This window comes from Nocardia sp. NPDC052566, from assembly GCF_044547285.1.
GTDB lineage: Bacteria > Actinomycetota > Actinomycetes > Mycobacteriales > Mycobacteriaceae > Nocardia.
The window spans coordinates 75,109-90,929 of sequence record NZ_JBIUAF010000002.1 but is presented as its reverse complement, the minus strand read 5'-3'; the positions used below and the strand labels follow the sequence as shown (position 1 = coordinate 90,929).

General features: G+C 68.6%; 17 protein-coding genes. 9 read left to right on the top strand and 8 right to left on the bottom strand.

Annotation, left to right across the window (positions count from 1 at the left end; translation table 11 throughout):
* Nucleotides 1–21: 21 nt before the first annotated feature.
* The 3 genes from ACIG5A_RS07825 (at nt 22) to ACIG5A_RS07815 (ending at nt 3,227) form a co-directional block, all read left to right on the top strand.
* Complete coding sequence (locus ACIG5A_RS07825; protein WP_397239047.1) at nt 22–1,122, top strand: MerR family transcriptional regulator; 1,101 nt, start codon at nt 22–24, stop codon at nt 1,120–1,122.
* Nucleotides 1,100–1,600, top strand: a complete 501-nt coding sequence (locus ACIG5A_RS07820) for a hypothetical protein (RefSeq protein WP_397239045.1) — start codon at nt 1,100–1,102, stop codon at nt 1,598–1,600. Before ACIG5A_RS07825 ends, ACIG5A_RS07820 begins: the two co-directional genes overlap by 23 nt.
* Nucleotides 1,601–2,090: 490 nt before the next feature.
* The gene (locus tag ACIG5A_RS07815) at nt 2,091–3,227 is read left to right on the top strand and encodes a cytochrome P450 (RefSeq protein WP_397239043.1); all 1,137 of its coding nucleotides are present in this window, start codon (nt 2,091–2,093) and stop codon (nt 3,225–3,227) included.
* Nucleotides 3,228–3,351: 124 nt separating this feature from the next.
* Here the strand turns inward: ACIG5A_RS07815 and ACIG5A_RS07810 are convergent, their stop codons facing one another.
* Nucleotides 3,352–3,822, bottom strand: coding sequence for a MarR family winged helix-turn-helix transcriptional regulator (locus ACIG5A_RS07810; protein ID WP_397239041.1), 471 nt, complete (start codon nt 3,820–3,822; stop codon nt 3,352–3,354).
* A gap of 67 nt (nt 3,823–3,889) precedes the next feature.
* Between ACIG5A_RS07810 and ACIG5A_RS07805 the strand changes: the two genes are divergently transcribed.
* The 4 genes from ACIG5A_RS07805 to ACIG5A_RS07790 all read left to right on the top strand — a co-directional run bounded on the left by ACIG5A_RS07805 (nt 3,890) and on the right by ACIG5A_RS07790 (nt 8,100).
* Complete coding sequence (locus tag ACIG5A_RS07805) at nt 3,890–5,119, top strand: FAD-dependent monooxygenase (RefSeq protein WP_397239039.1); 1,230 nt, start codon at nt 3,890–3,892, stop codon at nt 5,117–5,119.
* A gap of 24 nt (nt 5,120–5,143) precedes the next feature.
* Nucleotides 5,144–5,689: a YdcF family protein gene (locus ACIG5A_RS07800; RefSeq protein WP_397239037.1), complete on the top strand. Its 546-nt coding sequence runs from the start codon at nt 5,144–5,146 to the stop codon at nt 5,687–5,689.
* A gap of 85 nt (nt 5,690–5,774) precedes the next feature.
* Nucleotides 5,775–7,367, top strand: a complete 1,593-nt coding sequence (locus ACIG5A_RS07795; RefSeq protein WP_397239035.1) for a GMC oxidoreductase — start codon at nt 5,775–5,777, stop codon at nt 7,365–7,367.
* A gap of 10 nt (nt 7,368–7,377) precedes the next feature.
* Entirely contained in the window at nt 7,378–8,100 is a 723-nt protein-coding gene (locus ACIG5A_RS07790; protein WP_397239033.1) for a VIT family protein, read from the top strand.
* Between the two features lie 175 nt (nt 8,101–8,275).
* On the opposite strand, the gene ACIG5A_RS07785 is transcribed toward ACIG5A_RS07790, so the two are convergent.
* Both ACIG5A_RS07785 and ACIG5A_RS07780 read right to left on the bottom strand, forming a co-directional pair.
* Nucleotides 8,276–8,431 carry a DUF6131 family protein gene (locus tag ACIG5A_RS07785; RefSeq protein WP_397240571.1) on the bottom strand — a complete coding sequence of 52 codons (156 nt, stop codon included), beginning with the start codon at nt 8,429–8,431 and terminating at the stop codon, nt 8,276–8,278.
* Nucleotides 8,432–8,451: 20 nt separating this feature from the next.
* Entirely contained in the window at nt 8,452–8,856 is a 405-nt protein-coding gene (locus ACIG5A_RS07780) for a hypothetical protein (protein ID WP_397239031.1), read from the bottom strand.
* 112 nt (nt 8,857–8,968) lie between these two features.
* On the opposite strand from ACIG5A_RS07780, the gene ACIG5A_RS07775 reads away from it, so the two are divergent.
* Nucleotides 8,969–9,160, top strand: a complete 192-nt coding sequence (locus ACIG5A_RS07775) for a heavy-metal-associated domain-containing protein (RefSeq protein WP_397239029.1) — start codon at nt 8,969–8,971, stop codon at nt 9,158–9,160.
* Between the two features lie 19 nt (nt 9,161–9,179).
* On the opposite strand, the gene ACIG5A_RS07770 is transcribed toward ACIG5A_RS07775, so the two are convergent.
* A complete protein-coding gene (locus ACIG5A_RS07770) occupies nt 9,180–10,043 on the bottom strand; it encodes an AraC family transcriptional regulator (RefSeq protein ID WP_397239027.1) in 864 nt (287 codons plus the stop codon).
* A gap of 119 nt (nt 10,044–10,162) precedes the next feature.
* On the opposite strand from ACIG5A_RS07770, the gene ACIG5A_RS07765 reads away from it, so the two are divergent.
* The gene (locus ACIG5A_RS07765; RefSeq protein ID WP_397239025.1) at nt 10,163–10,990 is read left to right on the top strand and encodes an NAD(P)H-binding protein; all 828 of its coding nucleotides are present in this window, start codon (nt 10,163–10,165) and stop codon (nt 10,988–10,990) included.
* Here ACIG5A_RS07765 and ACIG5A_RS07760 read toward each other — a convergent pair.
* The 4 genes from ACIG5A_RS07760 to ACIG5A_RS07745 form a co-directional block, all read right to left on the bottom strand.
* Entirely contained in the window at nt 10,987–12,570 is a 1,584-nt protein-coding gene (locus ACIG5A_RS07760; protein WP_397239023.1) for a Na+/H+ antiporter, read from the bottom strand. The two genes, ACIG5A_RS07765 and ACIG5A_RS07760, sit on opposite strands and share 4 nt — an antisense overlap.
* 64 nt (nt 12,571–12,634) lie before the next feature.
* Complete coding sequence (locus tag ACIG5A_RS07755; protein ID WP_397239021.1) at nt 12,635–13,672, bottom strand: DUF418 domain-containing protein; 1,038 nt, start codon at nt 13,670–13,672, stop codon at nt 12,635–12,637.
* A gap of 283 nt (nt 13,673–13,955) precedes the next feature.
* Nucleotides 13,956–14,840 carry an aminoglycoside phosphotransferase family protein gene (locus ACIG5A_RS07750; RefSeq protein WP_397239019.1) on the bottom strand — a complete coding sequence of 295 codons (885 nt, stop codon included), beginning with the start codon at nt 14,838–14,840 and terminating at the stop codon, nt 13,956–13,958.
* Between the two features lie 93 nt (nt 14,841–14,933).
* The gene (locus ACIG5A_RS07745; RefSeq protein ID WP_397239017.1) at nt 14,934–15,755 is read right to left on the bottom strand and encodes an alpha/beta fold hydrolase; all 822 of its coding nucleotides are present in this window, start codon (nt 15,753–15,755) and stop codon (nt 14,934–14,936) included.
* Between the last annotated feature and the right edge of the window lie 66 nt (nt 15,756–15,821).

Sequence of the window (15,821 nt, the reverse complement as noted above, 5' to 3'; positions counted from 1 at the left end):
CGAAGCTCCAGGATGGGGTGCGTGACAGATTCCGATACCGATGGGTTGATCACGATCGGCGCGCTGGCCAGAGCGAGTGGGCTCACCGCGAGCGCACTGCGGTTCTACGACGATTGCGGGCTGCTGGTACCCGCGAGCGTCGACGAGGTGACCGGCTATCGGTACTACGCCGAGGCGCAGTGCGCGCGGGCGACGCTGATTCGCCGACTGCGGGCGATCGATATGCCGCTGGAGGCCGTGTCGGCGATCTTGTCGGGCGACACGGGCCAGGCGGGGCGGTTGCTCGACGAGCACGTCGACGATCTTTCCCGGCGGGCACGGGAGGCGGCCGCGGTGGCCGAGGCGATCAAGAAGGAGTTCGGCCGGGCCGGACAGCTGACGCTGTCGACGGCGACGCTGGCGGAGGCCATCGACCAGGTGCGGCACGCGGCGGCGCTCGACCGCGAGATCCCGGTGCTCGCCGGTGTGCTCGTCGAGGCGAACGCCACTGCGCTGACGTTGACGGCGACCGACCGCTACCGGCTGTCCACGCGGACCCTGGTGCCGCACGACCACGCGGGCCCCGACTGGTCGGTGGTGGTCGACGCGGGCGAATTGACGCACCTCACCGAGTGGCTGCGCGACCTGGACGAGGTCGCGCTCGCCGCGGCGGAGCGGGAACTCGTACTGACCGGCGCGGGCGGCGCGCGGCGCTGCGGCACGCTCGATGAGTCGTTTCCGGACTATCGGGCGGTTCTCACCGGTGTGCCACGGGTCCGCACCCGCGTGGTGGTGGATCGGCGGCGGCTGCTCGATGCGATCGGCGAAACCGCAGTGGCACTGTCGCTTTCCATCGACTCGGCGGGACTCACTGTCACTGCCCCGGATGGCCACGCGCACAGCAGCATCCCTGCGCGGGTAACCGGAGCGAGCGTCGAGATCTGCTTCGATCCCGCACTCCTGCATGCGGCCATCGACACGGCGGTCGGCCCGGAAATCATGGTCGACATCGCCGCACCCGATCAACCGGTCGTCGTCCGCTCCGCAACCGATGGATCCCTCACCACGCTCGCCATGCCCATGCGTAACCCGCACGCCACCAACCGAAATGGAGCCGACCATGACCACGACGCCAACCGATGACACGATGGCCGCCATCACCCGAGCCGTCGTGCTCGGCCGCGAAGGCGATCCGGCTACGGCACGGGCGGAGCTGCTGGCGATCTGGGAAACCCTAGGGCCGCACGGAGATCCGATGCACCGGTGCACGCTCGCCCACTACCTGGCCGACCTGTACGACGATGCGGCACAGGCACTCACCTGGGACCTCCGCGCACTCGACGCCGCCGACACCCTCACCAACGACCGTCTAGCGCACTACCATTCGGGCCTCGACGTCCGCGCCTTCTACCCCTCACTACACCTCAACCTCGCCGACAATTACCGCAGACTGCGCTCCTTCGACGCCGCCGAACACCACATCGACAAGGCACGCGCCTGCTCGGACACGCTGCCCGACAACCCCTACGGCACCCTCATCCGCACCGCGATCCCCGAGGTACACGCAGCCATCCGCGCCGGCGACACCACACCCAGACAGACGGCGCCGACCGCCCGCTGAGGTCATCGAACCCGCCGACGCTCCCGAGCACCACACAATCGCCAGGCCACCACGCCGTCGGCGGGCCCCTACCGGACACCCGAATTCGCTGACGCTCCATGCCGCTATCGATCGCGCGGCCGATGAACCCCCATCGACAATGCACGCCTTGCCTGCCACCTCGCCCCACGACGCCTACGGCACACTCGCCCACACCGCCGTCACCGAGGTCGACACGACCATCCGCCGCCGGCGAAACCACCCCGCAAGCAATCCGCCGCCACCGATCGATAAGTCGGCGCGCCCCGCCCGCAGACCTGATCACGGGTGCGATGACGGTCTTTCGCGCGGTGGCAGCCGAACTCCGGTTATTCGACGGGCGGTAGGCGGCAGAGAGTCGATGTCGCGGCGATCGGATGAGGGCGATTCGCCTGATGACGGTCGAGCTGCCCGTTCCCGCGAAGCCAGTAGGCTGCGGGGTGGCGTGGCGGCGGAACTGATGAGGGTGGATATGGTGACGATCGGGATGTCGGCGAGCACGCGTTGGGACGATCACGCGGAATGGCGCGGATCAGTTCAGAAGGCCGAACTCCCGGGCGGACACCAGGTTTGGGTGATCGCCGGATATGACGATGTCGCGGCCATGCTCGCCGATCCACGGCTGAGCCTCGACAAGCGGCACTCAGGCACCGGATACACAGGGTTCGCGCTACCGCCCGCACTGGACCGGAACCTGTTGAATATGGACGGCGATGAGCACGGGCGGATAAGGCGGCTGGCCGCGCCCGCGTTCTCGCGGCGGTCAGCCGACGGTCTGCGCGCCGCGGTTACGCGGATCGCCGGGGTGGTGTTCGCATCGTTGGATGAGAAGACCAGTGGCCCAGTCGATCTGATCGAGCACCTCTGTGCGCCGATGCCCGCGCTCGTAATCGGCGAGATGCTCGGAGTATCGGGCGCTCTGCTGCCCCGACTGCGGGATGCGGCGATGGCGATGTTCACCTTCGATCCCACGTCGAAAGAATCCGCGGCACGTCTGGTGACGGCCGTCGGCTGGCTGACAACAACATTCACGGAGCTGGTGCTGGCCAAACGTGCCGAGCCCGGCGACGATCTGATCAGCGGGTGGGTGCGAGCCCGGGACGGCGAGGGCGCTCTGTCCGAGGACGAGCTCGTCTCACTGGCCTTCCTACTGATGATGGCAGGGCTCGAAAACACGACCTACCTGTGCGGCAACGTGATTGCCGAGCTGCTCCTTGCCGATGGCGCCGAGCAAGCCGTCTCCGCATGGCCGATCCAGCGTAGCGAGCTGATCGAGCGCGCCGACCCTCTCCCTTTCGCGATCCGCCGATTCTCCACGGTGGACGTAGTCATCGGCGACACCACCATCCCGAAGGGCGACACCGTCCTGCTGTCGATATTCGGCGCAGACTCCGATCCCGCTCGCGCAGGCCGCCCCAGCCTGATGTTCGGCCGCGGCCCCCACTACTGCCTCGGCGCCCAGGCCACCGACCTGATCATCGACGCAGTGGTCCCCGAATTCTTCACCCGCTACCCCAAAGCCCAACTCGCCATCCCCGCAACCGATCTCGAATACCGCGCCTCCTGGCGCTCGCACGGCCTCACCACCCTCCCCGTCCTCCTCGCATGAGGCATAACGACGCATAGTGCACACACCCTCTGTAGCAGCTGCACACCCAGCACAAAGGGTGTGCAGCTGCCATAAAGGGTGTGTACTACCCCGATCCGGAGTGGCGGCCACGAACCGGGTGGTCTCACGGCCGTGGGAGGGCGGCGATGCGGGCGCGGTGGCGCTCTTGGAGTTGGCGGCTGCGGGTCAGGAAGTCGAGGATCAGGTTCAGTTCGGCGGCGGTGTAGGTGGAGATCTCGCCGAAGCCCTCCTCGGCGATGGGACCGTAGATCTGCATCGCCCTGTTCATGGCTTCCGGGGTGATCCGGATGACGGTCTTGCGGCGATCCCCCGGCTCCGGATGCCGGGTGACGTAGTCGAGTTTGGCGAGGCGGTCGAGCATCGTGGTGACGCTGCCGCTGGTGAGGCCGAGTTCGGCGGCGAGTGCGCCGGGTGTCGACTCCCCTTGCATGAGCACTTCCAGGCAGCGCAGGTCGGTGCGGTTGATCCCCAGAAAGACGGATGCGGCCTGGTCGATGTTGTCGACCGCGGCCTGTAGCGCCTGCGATTCGTGCCCTACGCGCGCACGGAGTGCTTCCACATCTTCTCTTGACATTCAAACCTCTTGATAGTCAAACTACTAATGTCTTGAACATCAAGATACAGCACAGTCGAGATATTCGATGGGAGACACGACCATGAAGAAGGCACTGATCATCGGCGGCGGGATCGCCGGGCCGGTGACCGCGATGGCACTGCAGCGGGCCGGCCTGGAGCCGATCGTCTGCGAGGCGTACCAGGAGGCGGCGGCCGAGCAGATCGGCGCCTACCTGACGGTGGCGGTGAACGGCCTGTCGGCACTGTCGCTGATCGACGCGCACCACGTGGTGACCGAGACCGGCCATCCGACCGGCACGATGGCGTTCGCGACCAGCGCGGGCAAGCACATCACCGATCTGCCGCTCGGCGGCGTCCTGCCCGACGGCACCATCACGCACAGCGCGAAGCGCCGCGACCTGTACCGGGCCTTCAATCTCGAAGCGGCCCGCCGCGGCGTGCGCTACGAGTACGGCAAGCGACTGGTCGACGCGGCGCCGACACCGGACGGCGGCGTACTCGCCTCGTTCGCCGACGGCAGCACCATGACGGCGGACCTGCTCATCGGCGCCGACGGAATCCGTTCCAGGACAAGGGAGATCATCGATCCGACGGCGCCGAAGGCGCACTATCTCGGCATGTACGGGCTCGGCGGCTTCGTCACCGATCGGGCGCTGCACGCCGAACTCGGGCTGCGGCCGGGCATTTACAACATGATCTTCGGCAAGAAGGTGTTCTTCGGTTATCTGGTCTCCCCCGAGGGCGAGATCTGGTGGTTCGCGAATGTGCCACGCCCGCAGGCACTGACGCCGGAGGAATCCGCGACGACCACGCCCGCGCGGTTCCGCGAGCAGTTGGTCGAACTGCTGTCCGCGGACAAGGGCCCTGCGGCCAGGATCGCGGCGGGCACACCCGACGAGACGTTCGTCCCCGGCTTCAACCAGTTCGACATGCCGACGGTGCGCACGTGGCACAACGACACCATGGTCATCGTCGGCGACGCCGCCCACGCGGTGGCCGCCTCGTCGGGCCAGGGTGTTTCGATGGCCGTCGAGGACGCGGTGACGCTCGCGATCTGCCTGCGCGACATCCCGGATACGGCAGACGCGTTCGCGGCCTTCGAGAACCGGCGACGCGACCGGGTGGAGCGGGTGGTCAAGCACGGCGCCGACACCAGTGGGGACAAAGCCACGAACGGCGCGGGCCGCTGGGTGGTCAGGCAGCTGACGCCGTTCTTCCTGAAGCGGGCCGCCAAGGCCGGCATCGGCTCGCTGAACTGGATGTTCGACCATCGGATCAGCTGGGATGCCCGCTGACGGGCGGCCGGTATCGTCGAGAGCGTGCCCGGCCTACGACGAGCTGGAATCCTGTTCGGCGCGCTGCTAGCCCTGGTCGTGGTGCTGGGGGCGGCAGGGCTGCCGGTGTACGTGCACCCACAGGTCGACCCGCTGCGCCCGGCGGACGCGATCGTCGTACTCGGCGGCACCGCCTACGAACGCTTCGACGTCGGGCTGGATCTGGCGCAGCGCGGATACGCGCCCAGGCTGCTGATCTCGCGCTCCACCGGCGCCGACGACAGGGAGATGGACAAGTACTGCGCGGGCGAATTCAGTTTCCGGGTGGACTGTTTCGTGCCCGAGCCGTGGTCGACCGAGGGTGAAGCGCACGAAATCAAGCGCCGCGCAGCAGAATTCGGCTGGCGGCACCTGATCGTGGTGACCTACACCCCGCACGTGTCCCGCGCCAGGTACATCATCGGCCGCTGCTTCGACGGTGAGCTGACCATGGTGGCCAGCCCGAGCGACTCCGGGCCGAAGTTCTGGACGTGGATGTACATTCGCCAATCCGCGGGCTATATGCGCGCGTTCATGGCCGCGGGCTGCTGAAACGACGGTGCGACGGCGGCGACCGGCATAGGCTGGACGCATCGCGAGCAAGGGGGCGTCGCGGGACGAACGGGGAGGTCCGTCGTTGCGTATCGATGATCTGCGCGAGATCGGGGACGAAGCACTGATCGCCGACGTCTGCGTGATCGGCTCCGGCCCGGCGGGATTGACGATCGCGACCGAACTCGCCGGCACCGCACTGCGGGTATTGGTGCTGGAAAGCGGCGGCCTGCGGCCGCGCGAGCTGACCGGCGAGCTCGGCGAGATCGAGAATGTGGGGGCGCGCCGGGCGCAGCCGCAACGGGTACCCGGCGATCGGGTACTCGGCGGCAGTTCGCACACGTGGAGCGGCCGATGCGCACCGCTCGACGACCTCGACTTCGCGCACCGCGGTTGGGTTCCCCATTCCGGCTGGCCGATCACACCGGAGACGCTCGCACCGTATCTGGCACGGGCCGCCGATCACCTCGGCCTCGGCTACGGCGCCGGTTTCACCGACGACGCGTTCTGGAAACTGGCCGGGCGGCCGCACCCGCGCGACGCCATGGATACCGCCAACCTGCGCCCGTACTTCTGGCAGATCAGCCGCGATCCGGTGGATCCGTTCGACTGCAAGCGATTCGGCGAGCACGTGAAAGACATTGCCGCGCACAATGTCCGGGTCGTCATCGAGGCGACGGTCACCCATCTCACCACCGACCGGGCCTGCACCGTCGTCGAATCGCTCGAGGTCGCCGATGCCGAACAGCGCCGCAGAACCGTGCGCGCCCGCTGGTTCGTGCTGGCCACCGGCGGCATCGAGAATCCGCGACTATTGCTGGCCTCCAATCGAATTCAGCCACACGGGGTCGGCAACCGGCACGATGTGGTCGGGCGCTACCTGATGGATCACCGCTGCGGCGCGGTCGGCACGCTCGATCCCGCGATCGCCGACGGCGCACTCACCCGCTTCGGCAAGTACGTCGTCAAAACGCCCAACGGCAACCACACGTTCCTGCACGGCGTCGCGCTCTCCCGGGCCGTGCAGGAGGCGGAGGGCCTGCTCAACTGCGCGCTCTGGCTACAGGAGGTGCCTGCCGAGGACGATCCGTGGGATTCGGTGAAGCAACTGCTGCGCGGCCGCGGCGATCGGCACGACGCGCGGGTGGCGCTGGCGAATTCGGGCCTGCTGCTGGCCGGCGTGCGCCGCAGGCTGATCCGGCGCACCGGGCTGCCGCACAAGCTGGCGCGCATCGAATTGCGCTGCATGGTCGAACAAGCGCCGGACCCGGCCAGCCGGGTGACGCTCACCGAACGCACCGATCGGCTCGGGGTTCCACTGGCCATGGTCGACTGGCAGGTGCACGAGCAGGAGGACCGCACCGTGCGCCGGGCCTCCGCGCTCGCGGTCGCCGAATTCGCCAGGCTCGGCTATCCGGCCCCCGCCCTGCACGCGTGGGCCCGGCCCGGCAGCGACCTGCCGCCGGAATTGACCGACTGGGCGCATCCGACCGGGACGACCCGCATGTCGGCGGATCCGCGCTCCGGCGTGGTCGACACCGACTGCCGGGTACATGGGATCGCCAACCTGTTCATCGCCGGTAGCTCGGTGTTCCCGACCACCGGGCACGCGAATCCGACCCTGACCATCGTCGCGCTCGCGGTCCGCCTGGCCGATTTTGTCCGGACGTTGACATAGTCTCCAGCTCATGGACAGCGATCTCGGCACACCGCATCCACACGAACCGCACGGCGACAATCTGGCCACCAGGCTGAACTGGTTGCGCGCCGGCGTACTCGGCGCGAACGACGGCATCGTCTCGACCGCGGGCCTGGTCGTCGGCGTCGCCGCGGCGACAACGAGCACCAACGCCATCTTCACCGCGGGCATCGCGGGCCTGACCGCGGGCGCGATCTCGATGGCGGTCGGCGAATACGTTTCGGTGAGCACCCAGCGCGATTCCGAACGCGCGCTACTCGCCAAGGAACGCAAGGAATTACGCGAAGAGCCGGATTACGAACTGGCCGAGCTCGCGGATATCTATCGGGCCAAAGGACTTTCGGAACACACCGCGCGCCAGGTCGCCGAGGAGCTGACCGCGCACGATGCCTTCACCGCACACGCCGAGGCCGAATTGGGTTTGAATCCGCACGAATTGACCAACCCGTGGCAGGCGGCCTTCTCCTCCGCCATCTCGTTCACCCTCGGCGCGCTACTACCCTTGCTCGCCATCCTGCTTCCGCCGACACCGGCGCGCATTCCGGTGACCTTCGCCGCGGTGCTGGTTGCCCTGGCGATCACCGGCTCGGTGAGCGCGCGGCTCGGCGGTAGCGAACGCGGCCGCGCGGTGTTGCGGGTGATCATCGGCGGTGCACTTGCCATGGCGGTCACCTACGGCATCGGACAGCTGGCCGGCGTCGCCGGCGTCTGACGAACCGACCGTTTCCGGCGGATTCTGCGGCATACCCGACCAGCGAGGTCCGGCGTGCCATGGTGCGCGAGCGCGGTGCGCAGTTGCGTCGCTCGAGCGAAAGGTGTTGCGGCGCAGGCCGCGAAACGCTCCGGCCGGATCTGTTTACGACACCGGCCGGAGCGTCACACGATCATCAGTAATAGTGCCTGCGGCCGCCGACCGGATGGCCGACCGAGCCGATGAGGAACAGCACCGCGCCGATGATCAGCAGGATGATGCCTGCCGTGGTGAGCAGCGGAATACCGAGGAGATATCCGAGGACGAGGAGAATCAGGCCGAGAACAATCATGGTCATATCCTTTTCTGTACTTATGTCGTGGCCGGACCGGACGGCTTGCCGATGAACCGATTCCAGCCGCGCTCCCGCGGAGCGGCGGTCGAAGCCGGTGGGGTCGAAGCCGGTGCGGGGGCCTTGGCGAGGTCACGCCGCGTGGCGGCCATCTCCCGGCGCGACCTGCGCAACTCCCGCCGCGCCGCGGTGCTGCGCCGCGACTGCTGCCACACACCGCTCAGCAGCAGTGTCAGGCCGAACATGCCGATGGCGCCGAGCACGATACCGCCGACGAACAGCAGTGCGGTCGATCCGGCGAAGTGATAATCGAACACGGTGAAACCCTGTGGCAGGGTATGCGTTTCGCCACTGTTGGCGACCACTCCGGCGACTCCGACGATCACCGAGGCGATCAAAACGACGAGACCGATGATGATGATCATGACATTCCTGTTGCGTCGAGTTGCATTACAGGACGGCTATTCCCGGAAGAATCTCGGTCAAACAGCGGCGGTAATTCCGTTTGGAACTCCAGATTCCGTGTATGCGCGAAACATGACATACACAATCACTCTGCCGAATGTGACGCGCGAGGGCGCGGTCGTCGTCGAACAGCAACTGCGCGGACTCAACGGCGTCGAGTACGTCGATATCGACGTACCGTCCGAAACCGCCACCGTAACAGCGACTCTCACCTACGCCGAAGTACTCGACGCGATCCGCCAGTCCGGAATCCCGGCGAACTGAACCGGCGAGCGCCGAATCGTCAAGCGCTGCGGGTGTATTCGCTCGGGCTGAGCCCACGCACCCGCTTGAACGCGGAACTGAACCCGAACGCGTCCGCGTAGCCGACCCGCTTGGCCACCGCCGCGACGGTGGCGCCCGGCCTGGCGAGCAGATCCGCGGCGACGGTCATCCGCCAGTCGGTCAGATAGGACAGCGGCGGCTCGCCGACCACCTCGGCGAAGCGTTTGGCCATGGTGGTCCGCGAGACACCCGACCGCGCCGCGAGCGACGCGAGAGTCCATGGCGTGCCCGGGGATTCGTGCATCGCCTGCAGCACGGGGCCGACCACGTCGTCGGTCAGCGCGCGATACCACGACGGCGCCTCTCGATCGAACCAGGTCCGCAGCGTGCACACGAGCAGCCAGTCCAGCATTCGGTCGAGCACGATCTGACGGCCGGGGTGATCACCGGCCAGCTGCGCCTCGAGATAGCCGCGCAGCGGGGCGCAGTCCGGCCCGTCGTCGGGCAGCACGAGTACACGCGGCAGTACCCGCAGCAGCCGGGGCGGCACCGCACGGTCGATCCCGTACGCACCGGCGAGCAACACGGTCTCACCGGTCGGTTCCCCGGCGGCCGCGCAGCACACGTCCACCACGACGCTCTGTCGCGCCGGATCGTCGGTGAAGACGAATGGTTCGGGCCCACGGACGATCGCGGCCTCACCGACCCCGACGTGGTGCGACTCACCATCGACGACCAACCAGCCGGCGCCCCGCAGCGGCACAACCAGGGTGAGCGCGCTGGCGTCGGTGAAGCGCACCGCATAGGGCGCGGTCAGCACCGGTCTGCCGAATAGGGCGCCCTCGGCGCGCACACTGCGTAACAGATCGTCGAACGGGTCCACCCCGCCACGGTAGAAGGTGCGGGCGACAGGTCGTGACCACGGTCGCGCCCGGATGATCGGACATGCGCCGCGGACGCTCGCCCATGGCCGGGCGCGGACCGCCGGGATTGACTCGAAGCATGACGATTTCAGTGTTGGGCGCGACGGGCAAGACCGGGCGGCGAGTGGTCGAACGACTGCGTGCCGACGGCGCACAGGTGCGGGCGGCATCCCGCTCGGGTGAGGTGCGCTTCGATTGGGCGGAGCCGGCGGGCTGGGGCGCCGTACTGGACGGCGCGCGAGCGGTCTACCTCGTGGCGCCCGAGGATCCCGCGCCGATCCCGCCTTTCGTCGCGCGGGCGGTGGCGGCCGGTGTACGGCGATTCGTCGTGCTATCCGGTCGCGGGCTCGAGCACACGACGCAGTTCGGGCGCGGTATGGCGGTGGCGGAGGACACCGTGCGCGGCTCCGGCGCCGAGTGGACGATCATGCGGGCCAACAACTTCGACCAGAACTTCGACGAGGACCTGTGGCACGCACCGCTGCTCGCCGGGCGGCTCGCGCTGCCGATCGGCGCGATCGGTGAGCCGTTCATCGATGTGGCCGATATCGCCGAGGTCGCGGCGGCGCTGCTGACCCGCGACGGCCACGACGGAAAGGTGTACGAGCTGTCCGGGCCGCGCGCGCTCACCTTCGCGCAAGCCGCCGCCGCCATCGCGGCCTGCTCCGGACGCACCATCACCTACCAGGAACTGACGCCCGACGAGTACCGCGACGAGTTGCTCGCCGAGGGCTGGCCGCAGGAGGGTGCGCACGAACTGAACGCCTTGTTCGCGCTGCTGCGAGCGGGGCACACCAGCGCGCCGACCGATACCGTGCGGCACCTGCTCGGCCGCCCCGCAACGGATTTCGAGACCTACGTCGACCGCGTTTGGTCGGCTCCGGTCGGTGCGGCCGGACCGCGCTAACGCCAGGCGGACCCCAGGTCGAGGCGCCGGGTGACCCGGTCGACGACATCGGGGGGCATACCCGCTTCGTGGCGGGCGGCCAGCGCTTCGCGGCGGCCCGCCTCCAGCACCTCGTTGCGGATTTCCCGAATCTTTTTGGCCGAGCGCAGGTCTCGCTCGGCCTGCGCCTTGGCCTCCGCGTCGGCGGCCTGCGGGTCGGCCCGGTCGAGGCGGTAGCGGAACCGGTCGCGCAGTTGCTCGTAGACCTCGTCGGGCAGATCCTCCTCTGCCGCAAGCTGTTTCAGGCGGTTCAATTCGGCGCGCACCACCCGTTCCCAGAGCTGGCGTTCCACCTCGCGCTCGTGTTTGGTGTCTGCCTGCACGCCGGTGAGCGTGACGACCAGCGGGAGCGTCGGGCCCTGTAGCAGCAGGGTGAACAGCACGACCACGAAGGCGATGAACAGGATCTCGCTGCGCCCCGGGAAGTTCCGGCCCGCATCGGTGGTGAACGGAATGGCAAGCGCCAGTGCGACGGTGGCGACCCCGCGCATGCCCGCCCACCAGGTCACGATCGTCTCGCGCCAGGTGTAGGGCTCATCGGCATCGCGCCTGCGGAACCACGATCGGCCGATCGCCCAGGTACTCAGCAGCCAGATCAACCGCACACCGACCACCGTCGCGACCACGACGGCCGTACAGGCGAGCAGCCGCGGCCTGTCGTCGTTCGACTCCTCCAGCACCACACCGAGTTCCAGGCCGATCAACCCGAAAGCGAAGCCGCTCAACAACATTTCGGTGATCTCCCAGAACGAGTCGCCGACCAGCCGATAGCCGCTGTCACCGAAGTCGGTGGCCGCGTCGGTGAGATACAGCGCGCACACCAGCACCGCGAGCACCGCCGAACCCGACCAGTAGTCGGCGAGGCCGTAGGCGGCGAACGGCAGCAGCAGGCTCAGCGCCACCTGCAGTGTCGGCTGGGCCAGATACCGCGTGAGCTTGCTCCCCGCCCAGCCGAGTACCAGCCCGACGACGATCGCGACCACCGCGGACAGCAGGAATTCGCCCATGGCATGCCAGGCCGAGAAGCGACCGGTGACCACGGCCTGAATGGCAACGCCGTAGACGACGATGGCGGTGACGTCGTTGAACAGTCCCTCGCCGCCGAGCACCACCACCAAGCGCCGCGGCAGCCCGAGCTTGCTCGCCATCGCGGTGGCGGCCACCGGATCCGGCGGTGCGACCAGCGCGCCGAGCGCGATCGCCGCCGCGATCGGCAGCCCGGGATACCACGCGTGGAACACCGCGGCCACCGCCGCGGTGGTGGCGATCACCAGTCCGAAGGCCCGCAGTGCGATGGGGCCCCAGTTCTCCGCGAACTGCCGCCACGAGGTTCGCCGCGCGGCCGCGTACAGCAGTGGCGGCAGGACCAGCGGCAGGATCAGGTCGGGCGGGATGTGGATGTTCGGTGTGGCCGGAATGAGCGCGACCGCACCGCCGAACAGCGTCATCAGCACCGCGGACGCCACACCGAGACGGTCGGCGAGCGGCTCGGCCAGGATCGTGGCGAACAGGATCACGAACACCAACACCAACTGGTCCATGACCGACCAGTCTGCATAGGGTTCCCGCCGGTGTGGTGACGGCGCGCGGACCGCGCGGTACTTCTCAGCGACGCCGCGACTTCGCGTTCTTCGCCGAGGCGAGGTAGCGCCGCTCCCCCTTGGAGCGCCGATTCGGCACCAGCTGCCACCAGGTCACACAGCGCCAAACCCATTCGAACGGCCCGTAGCGGAACCAAGTCAGCCAGGCATAACTGAACACCGCCTGCACCACGATGATCGCGGCGGCCAGCGCGAGCACCATCCCGTAGCGGGTCGAATCGCGCAGGCCGATGAGCGGTGCCAGGGCGAGGATCAGCGCGGTCGCGGTGACGTAGTTGGTCAGGGCCAGCCTGCCGAGCGGCACCAGCAGCTCCGCGGCGATCTCGCCCGCCTCGGTGCGCAGCAACAGCAGGACACCGGTCAGATAGGCCAGCGCGCCGAGCAATCCGGCGATCGCGGGTGCCGGGCTGGCCAGCAAATTCAGATAGGGCGTGCGGTACTCCCACATCCCGGCGACGATCGCGGCGGGAACGGCGATCGCGAACAGCAGGGTGATCTGCCAGCCCCGATCGTCGAGCGTGTCGGCGATGCCGAAACGGGCCGTCGCGAGCCCGAGCAGGAAAAGCCCTGGTACCAACCCGAATCCGCCGCCGAGCGCGAACGCGACGCCGACCGTGCCCGCCAGCCCGGCCGCCAGCACCACCCAGCGCGGCAGCCAGGCCGCGGGCAGCAGGATCACCAATCCCACGATGGCGTAGGGCAACAGCGCCTCACCTGGCTGGAACTGGTGATGGACGAGGCCGAGCACCCCCAGCGCGACCAGCCTGCGCACCAGCACCAGTCGCGGCCGGGCGGTGCGCCGCGCCGCGCTGTCGAGGAACAGCGCGAAGCTCAACCCGAACAAGAACGAGAAGATCGGGAAGAACCGCCCCTCGAACACCACCGAAAGCACATGCCGCTGCGGATCGAGTACACCGGGCGCGCGGGTGACCCGCATGTCGGTCAGCTGCCAGATGTTCACCACCAGAATCCCGCACAGCGCGAACCCGCGAACCGCGTCTAGCTCATAGATCCGCCATCGCTCCGAATCGCCGGGATACATACCCCCACGCTATCGATGCCGCGCGCGGCGCCACTTTCACCGCAGCGCGCGTGTCGCTCACACTCCGCGCTCGACTGGCCCGCGCCCGGTGCGGCGGTGGAACGGGCTGGTGCACCGCCGCGGCCCGATCACCGGCGCTGCGTGGCCGTCAGCGCTTGCGGCGGAATCGGAAGGTGGGGCGGGTGGGCGGCCTGGTGGCCGTGGGAGTGGCGCGGAGCCGGTCGCGCCACGGGGCGTGGGCGGGGCGGCGGCTGCGTGGGCCTGGCTTGCGGCGCATGGTCGTTCAGCACAGCGCCCAGGGGGCGATCGTCTGGACGGCGAGGTAGCCGTCGTCTTCGGTGTCCTCGTCGTCGAGGAACCACAGCCAATTGCGGACCGCGCGCACCAGGGTCCAGGCGCGGGCCCGGTCCGGATCGAGGCAGGCGATATCGACGAGTGCGGCGAAGCGGTCGTCGAGGCCGGATTCGGGCATGCGATTCCAGAGCAGCGCCAAGGTGGTGAACTCGAGGTCGCCGATGAGCGGTTTGGGATCGATGACGAGCCATGGTTCCCGCTCGCCCGCGAGCACGTTCTCGTAGTGCAGATCCTCGTTGACCAGCAGCCGGTCGGCGGTCGGGCCGAGCTGCGCGCAGGCGTCGACCGCGGCGTCGAGCAGCTTGCGCGGGAAGGGCTCGCCGAGATTCGCCCAGTCCGCGGGCAGTTCCTCGACCATGGCCGCGGCCTCGGTGCGCAGGTCACGCGACAGTCCGGGCGGCGCGGGAACGGCGAGCCTGCGCAGGAGTGCGGCGGCGGTGCGGACGGCGGAATCGATCGGTTCGTCGTCCAGCGATCTGGTCGAATCCAACCGCTCGAGCAGCAGCACGTCATCGGCGCGATCGCAGTCGAGCAGGCGGACCGCGCCCTCGCCGTCCCATGCGGCGAGCGCGACCGGTTCATCCTTGGTTTCCGGGCCCGGATAACTGAGTTTGAGCACGACGCGGGTGTCGTCGTCGCGCACGGCGGGCAGGATCAGCCCGGCGTAGCCGTGCATCGGGGCGCCGTCGAAGGTCAGTCGCCAGCGGTCGGCATAGCGGGCGGCGAGTTCGGGGAGTCCGTCGAGCCAGGCGCGCGCCGCGTCGCCGTCATGGTCGACCAATTGCTCGGCAAAACCTTGCGGTACGAATGTCACACTCCGAGCATCGCAGCCATGTCCAACGAATATCAGTCGAGTACCGCGCGGCCCGTACCGCCTGAGCTGGGACGGGCCGCGCGGGACGGACGATCAGACGAGGATCGCGCGCAAGCGGGCGGCGAATGCGGTCGGATCCTCCATGAACCCGCCGTGCCCGCCGGGGAACGCCGTCGGCTCGATATCGAGCAGCCGGCCGAGCGCCCGCGAGGTGCGGTCGCAGAGCTGACCGGCGGAGGTGTCACCGATGCCGATGACGATCCGGGCCGGCACGGCGCGCAGCCCCTCGGTGTCGGGCCGCCAGAGCGCGGTGCGCGGCAGGTCGTTGCGGTAGAAGTAGGCCTCGCTCGCGGCCTCCTCCTGCGACTTCTCCCCGCCGAACACCTGCAGGAACATGTCCTCGGGCAGCTCGAGCCCGATGTAGCGCATGAACTTGCGCACGGCGCCGAGCTCGTCACCGCCCGCGAAGGTGGCGACCAGGTCGTCGATGGTCGCGCGCTGTACGTCAGGGTCGTCGAGCAGCTGAACCAGCGGCGGCTCGTGCAGGACGGCGGTGTGCACCAGGTCCGGATGCGCCTGCAGGAGAGCCGTTGTCGTGATCGCGCCGCCGGAGGAGCCGAACACCACCGCGGGTCCGGCGTCGACGTGCCGGATGAGGGCGGCCAGATCCTCGGCGCGCTGTTCCGGCACGGTGACGGTGTCCGCGTCGGCGAGCGCGCTGCCGAAGTGCCCGCGCGGATCGGTGGTCAGCACCGTGTGGTCGGCGGCCATCAGCTCCGCCAGCGGCGCGAACGGCGCCGAATGCATCGGGTTTCCGACGATCACCAGCAGCGGGCCGCTGCCGCGCACCTCGTAGTACAGCCTGCCACCCTCGGCGGCCAGTGTGCCTGCGGTGACGGGAACGGTCGTGGTCATGGAAATCCTCCAGCGTGAGTCGAACTCTGTCGCTGTGTCGACTCCCCTTGCCGCGCCGATTAATCG

Coding starts and splice junctions, on each gene's coding strand:
- ACIG5A_RS07820 (WP_397239045.1), top strand. CDS start 1,100: ATGACCACGACGCCAACCGATGACACGATGGCCGCCATCACCCGAGCC.
- ACIG5A_RS07815 (WP_397239043.1), top strand. CDS start 2,091: ATGGTGACGATCGGGATGTCGGCGAGCACGCGTTGGGACGATCACGCG.
- ACIG5A_RS07810 (WP_397239041.1), bottom strand. CDS start 3,822: ATGTCAAGAGAAGATGTGGAAGCACTCCGTGCGCGCGTAGGGCACGAA.
- ACIG5A_RS07805 (WP_397239039.1), top strand. CDS start 3,890: ATGGGAGACACGACCATGAAGAAGGCACTGATCATCGGCGGCGGGATC.
- ACIG5A_RS07790 (WP_397239033.1), top strand. CDS start 7,378: ATGGACAGCGATCTCGGCACACCGCATCCACACGAACCGCACGGCGAC.
- ACIG5A_RS07785 (WP_397240571.1), bottom strand. CDS start 8,431: ATGATTGTTCTCGGCCTGATTCTCCTCGTCCTCGGATATCTCCTCGGT.
- ACIG5A_RS07780 (WP_397239031.1), bottom strand. CDS start 8,856: ATGATCATCATCATCGGTCTCGTCGTTTTGATCGCCTCGGTGATCGTC.
- ACIG5A_RS07775 (WP_397239029.1), top strand. CDS start 8,969: ATGACATACACAATCACTCTGCCGAATGTGACGCGCGAGGGCGCGGTC.
- ACIG5A_RS07765 (WP_397239025.1), top strand. CDS start 10,163: ATGACGATTTCAGTGTTGGGCGCGACGGGCAAGACCGGGCGGCGAGTG.
- ACIG5A_RS07760 (WP_397239023.1), bottom strand. CDS start 12,570: ATGGACCAGTTGGTGTTGGTGTTCGTGATCCTGTTCGCCACGATCCTG.
- ACIG5A_RS07755 (WP_397239021.1), bottom strand. CDS start 13,672: ATGTATCCCGGCGATTCGGAGCGATGGCGGATCTATGAGCTAGACGCG.
- ACIG5A_RS07745 (WP_397239017.1), bottom strand. CDS start 15,755: ATGACCACGACCGTTCCCGTCACCGCAGGCACACTGGCCGCCGAGGGT.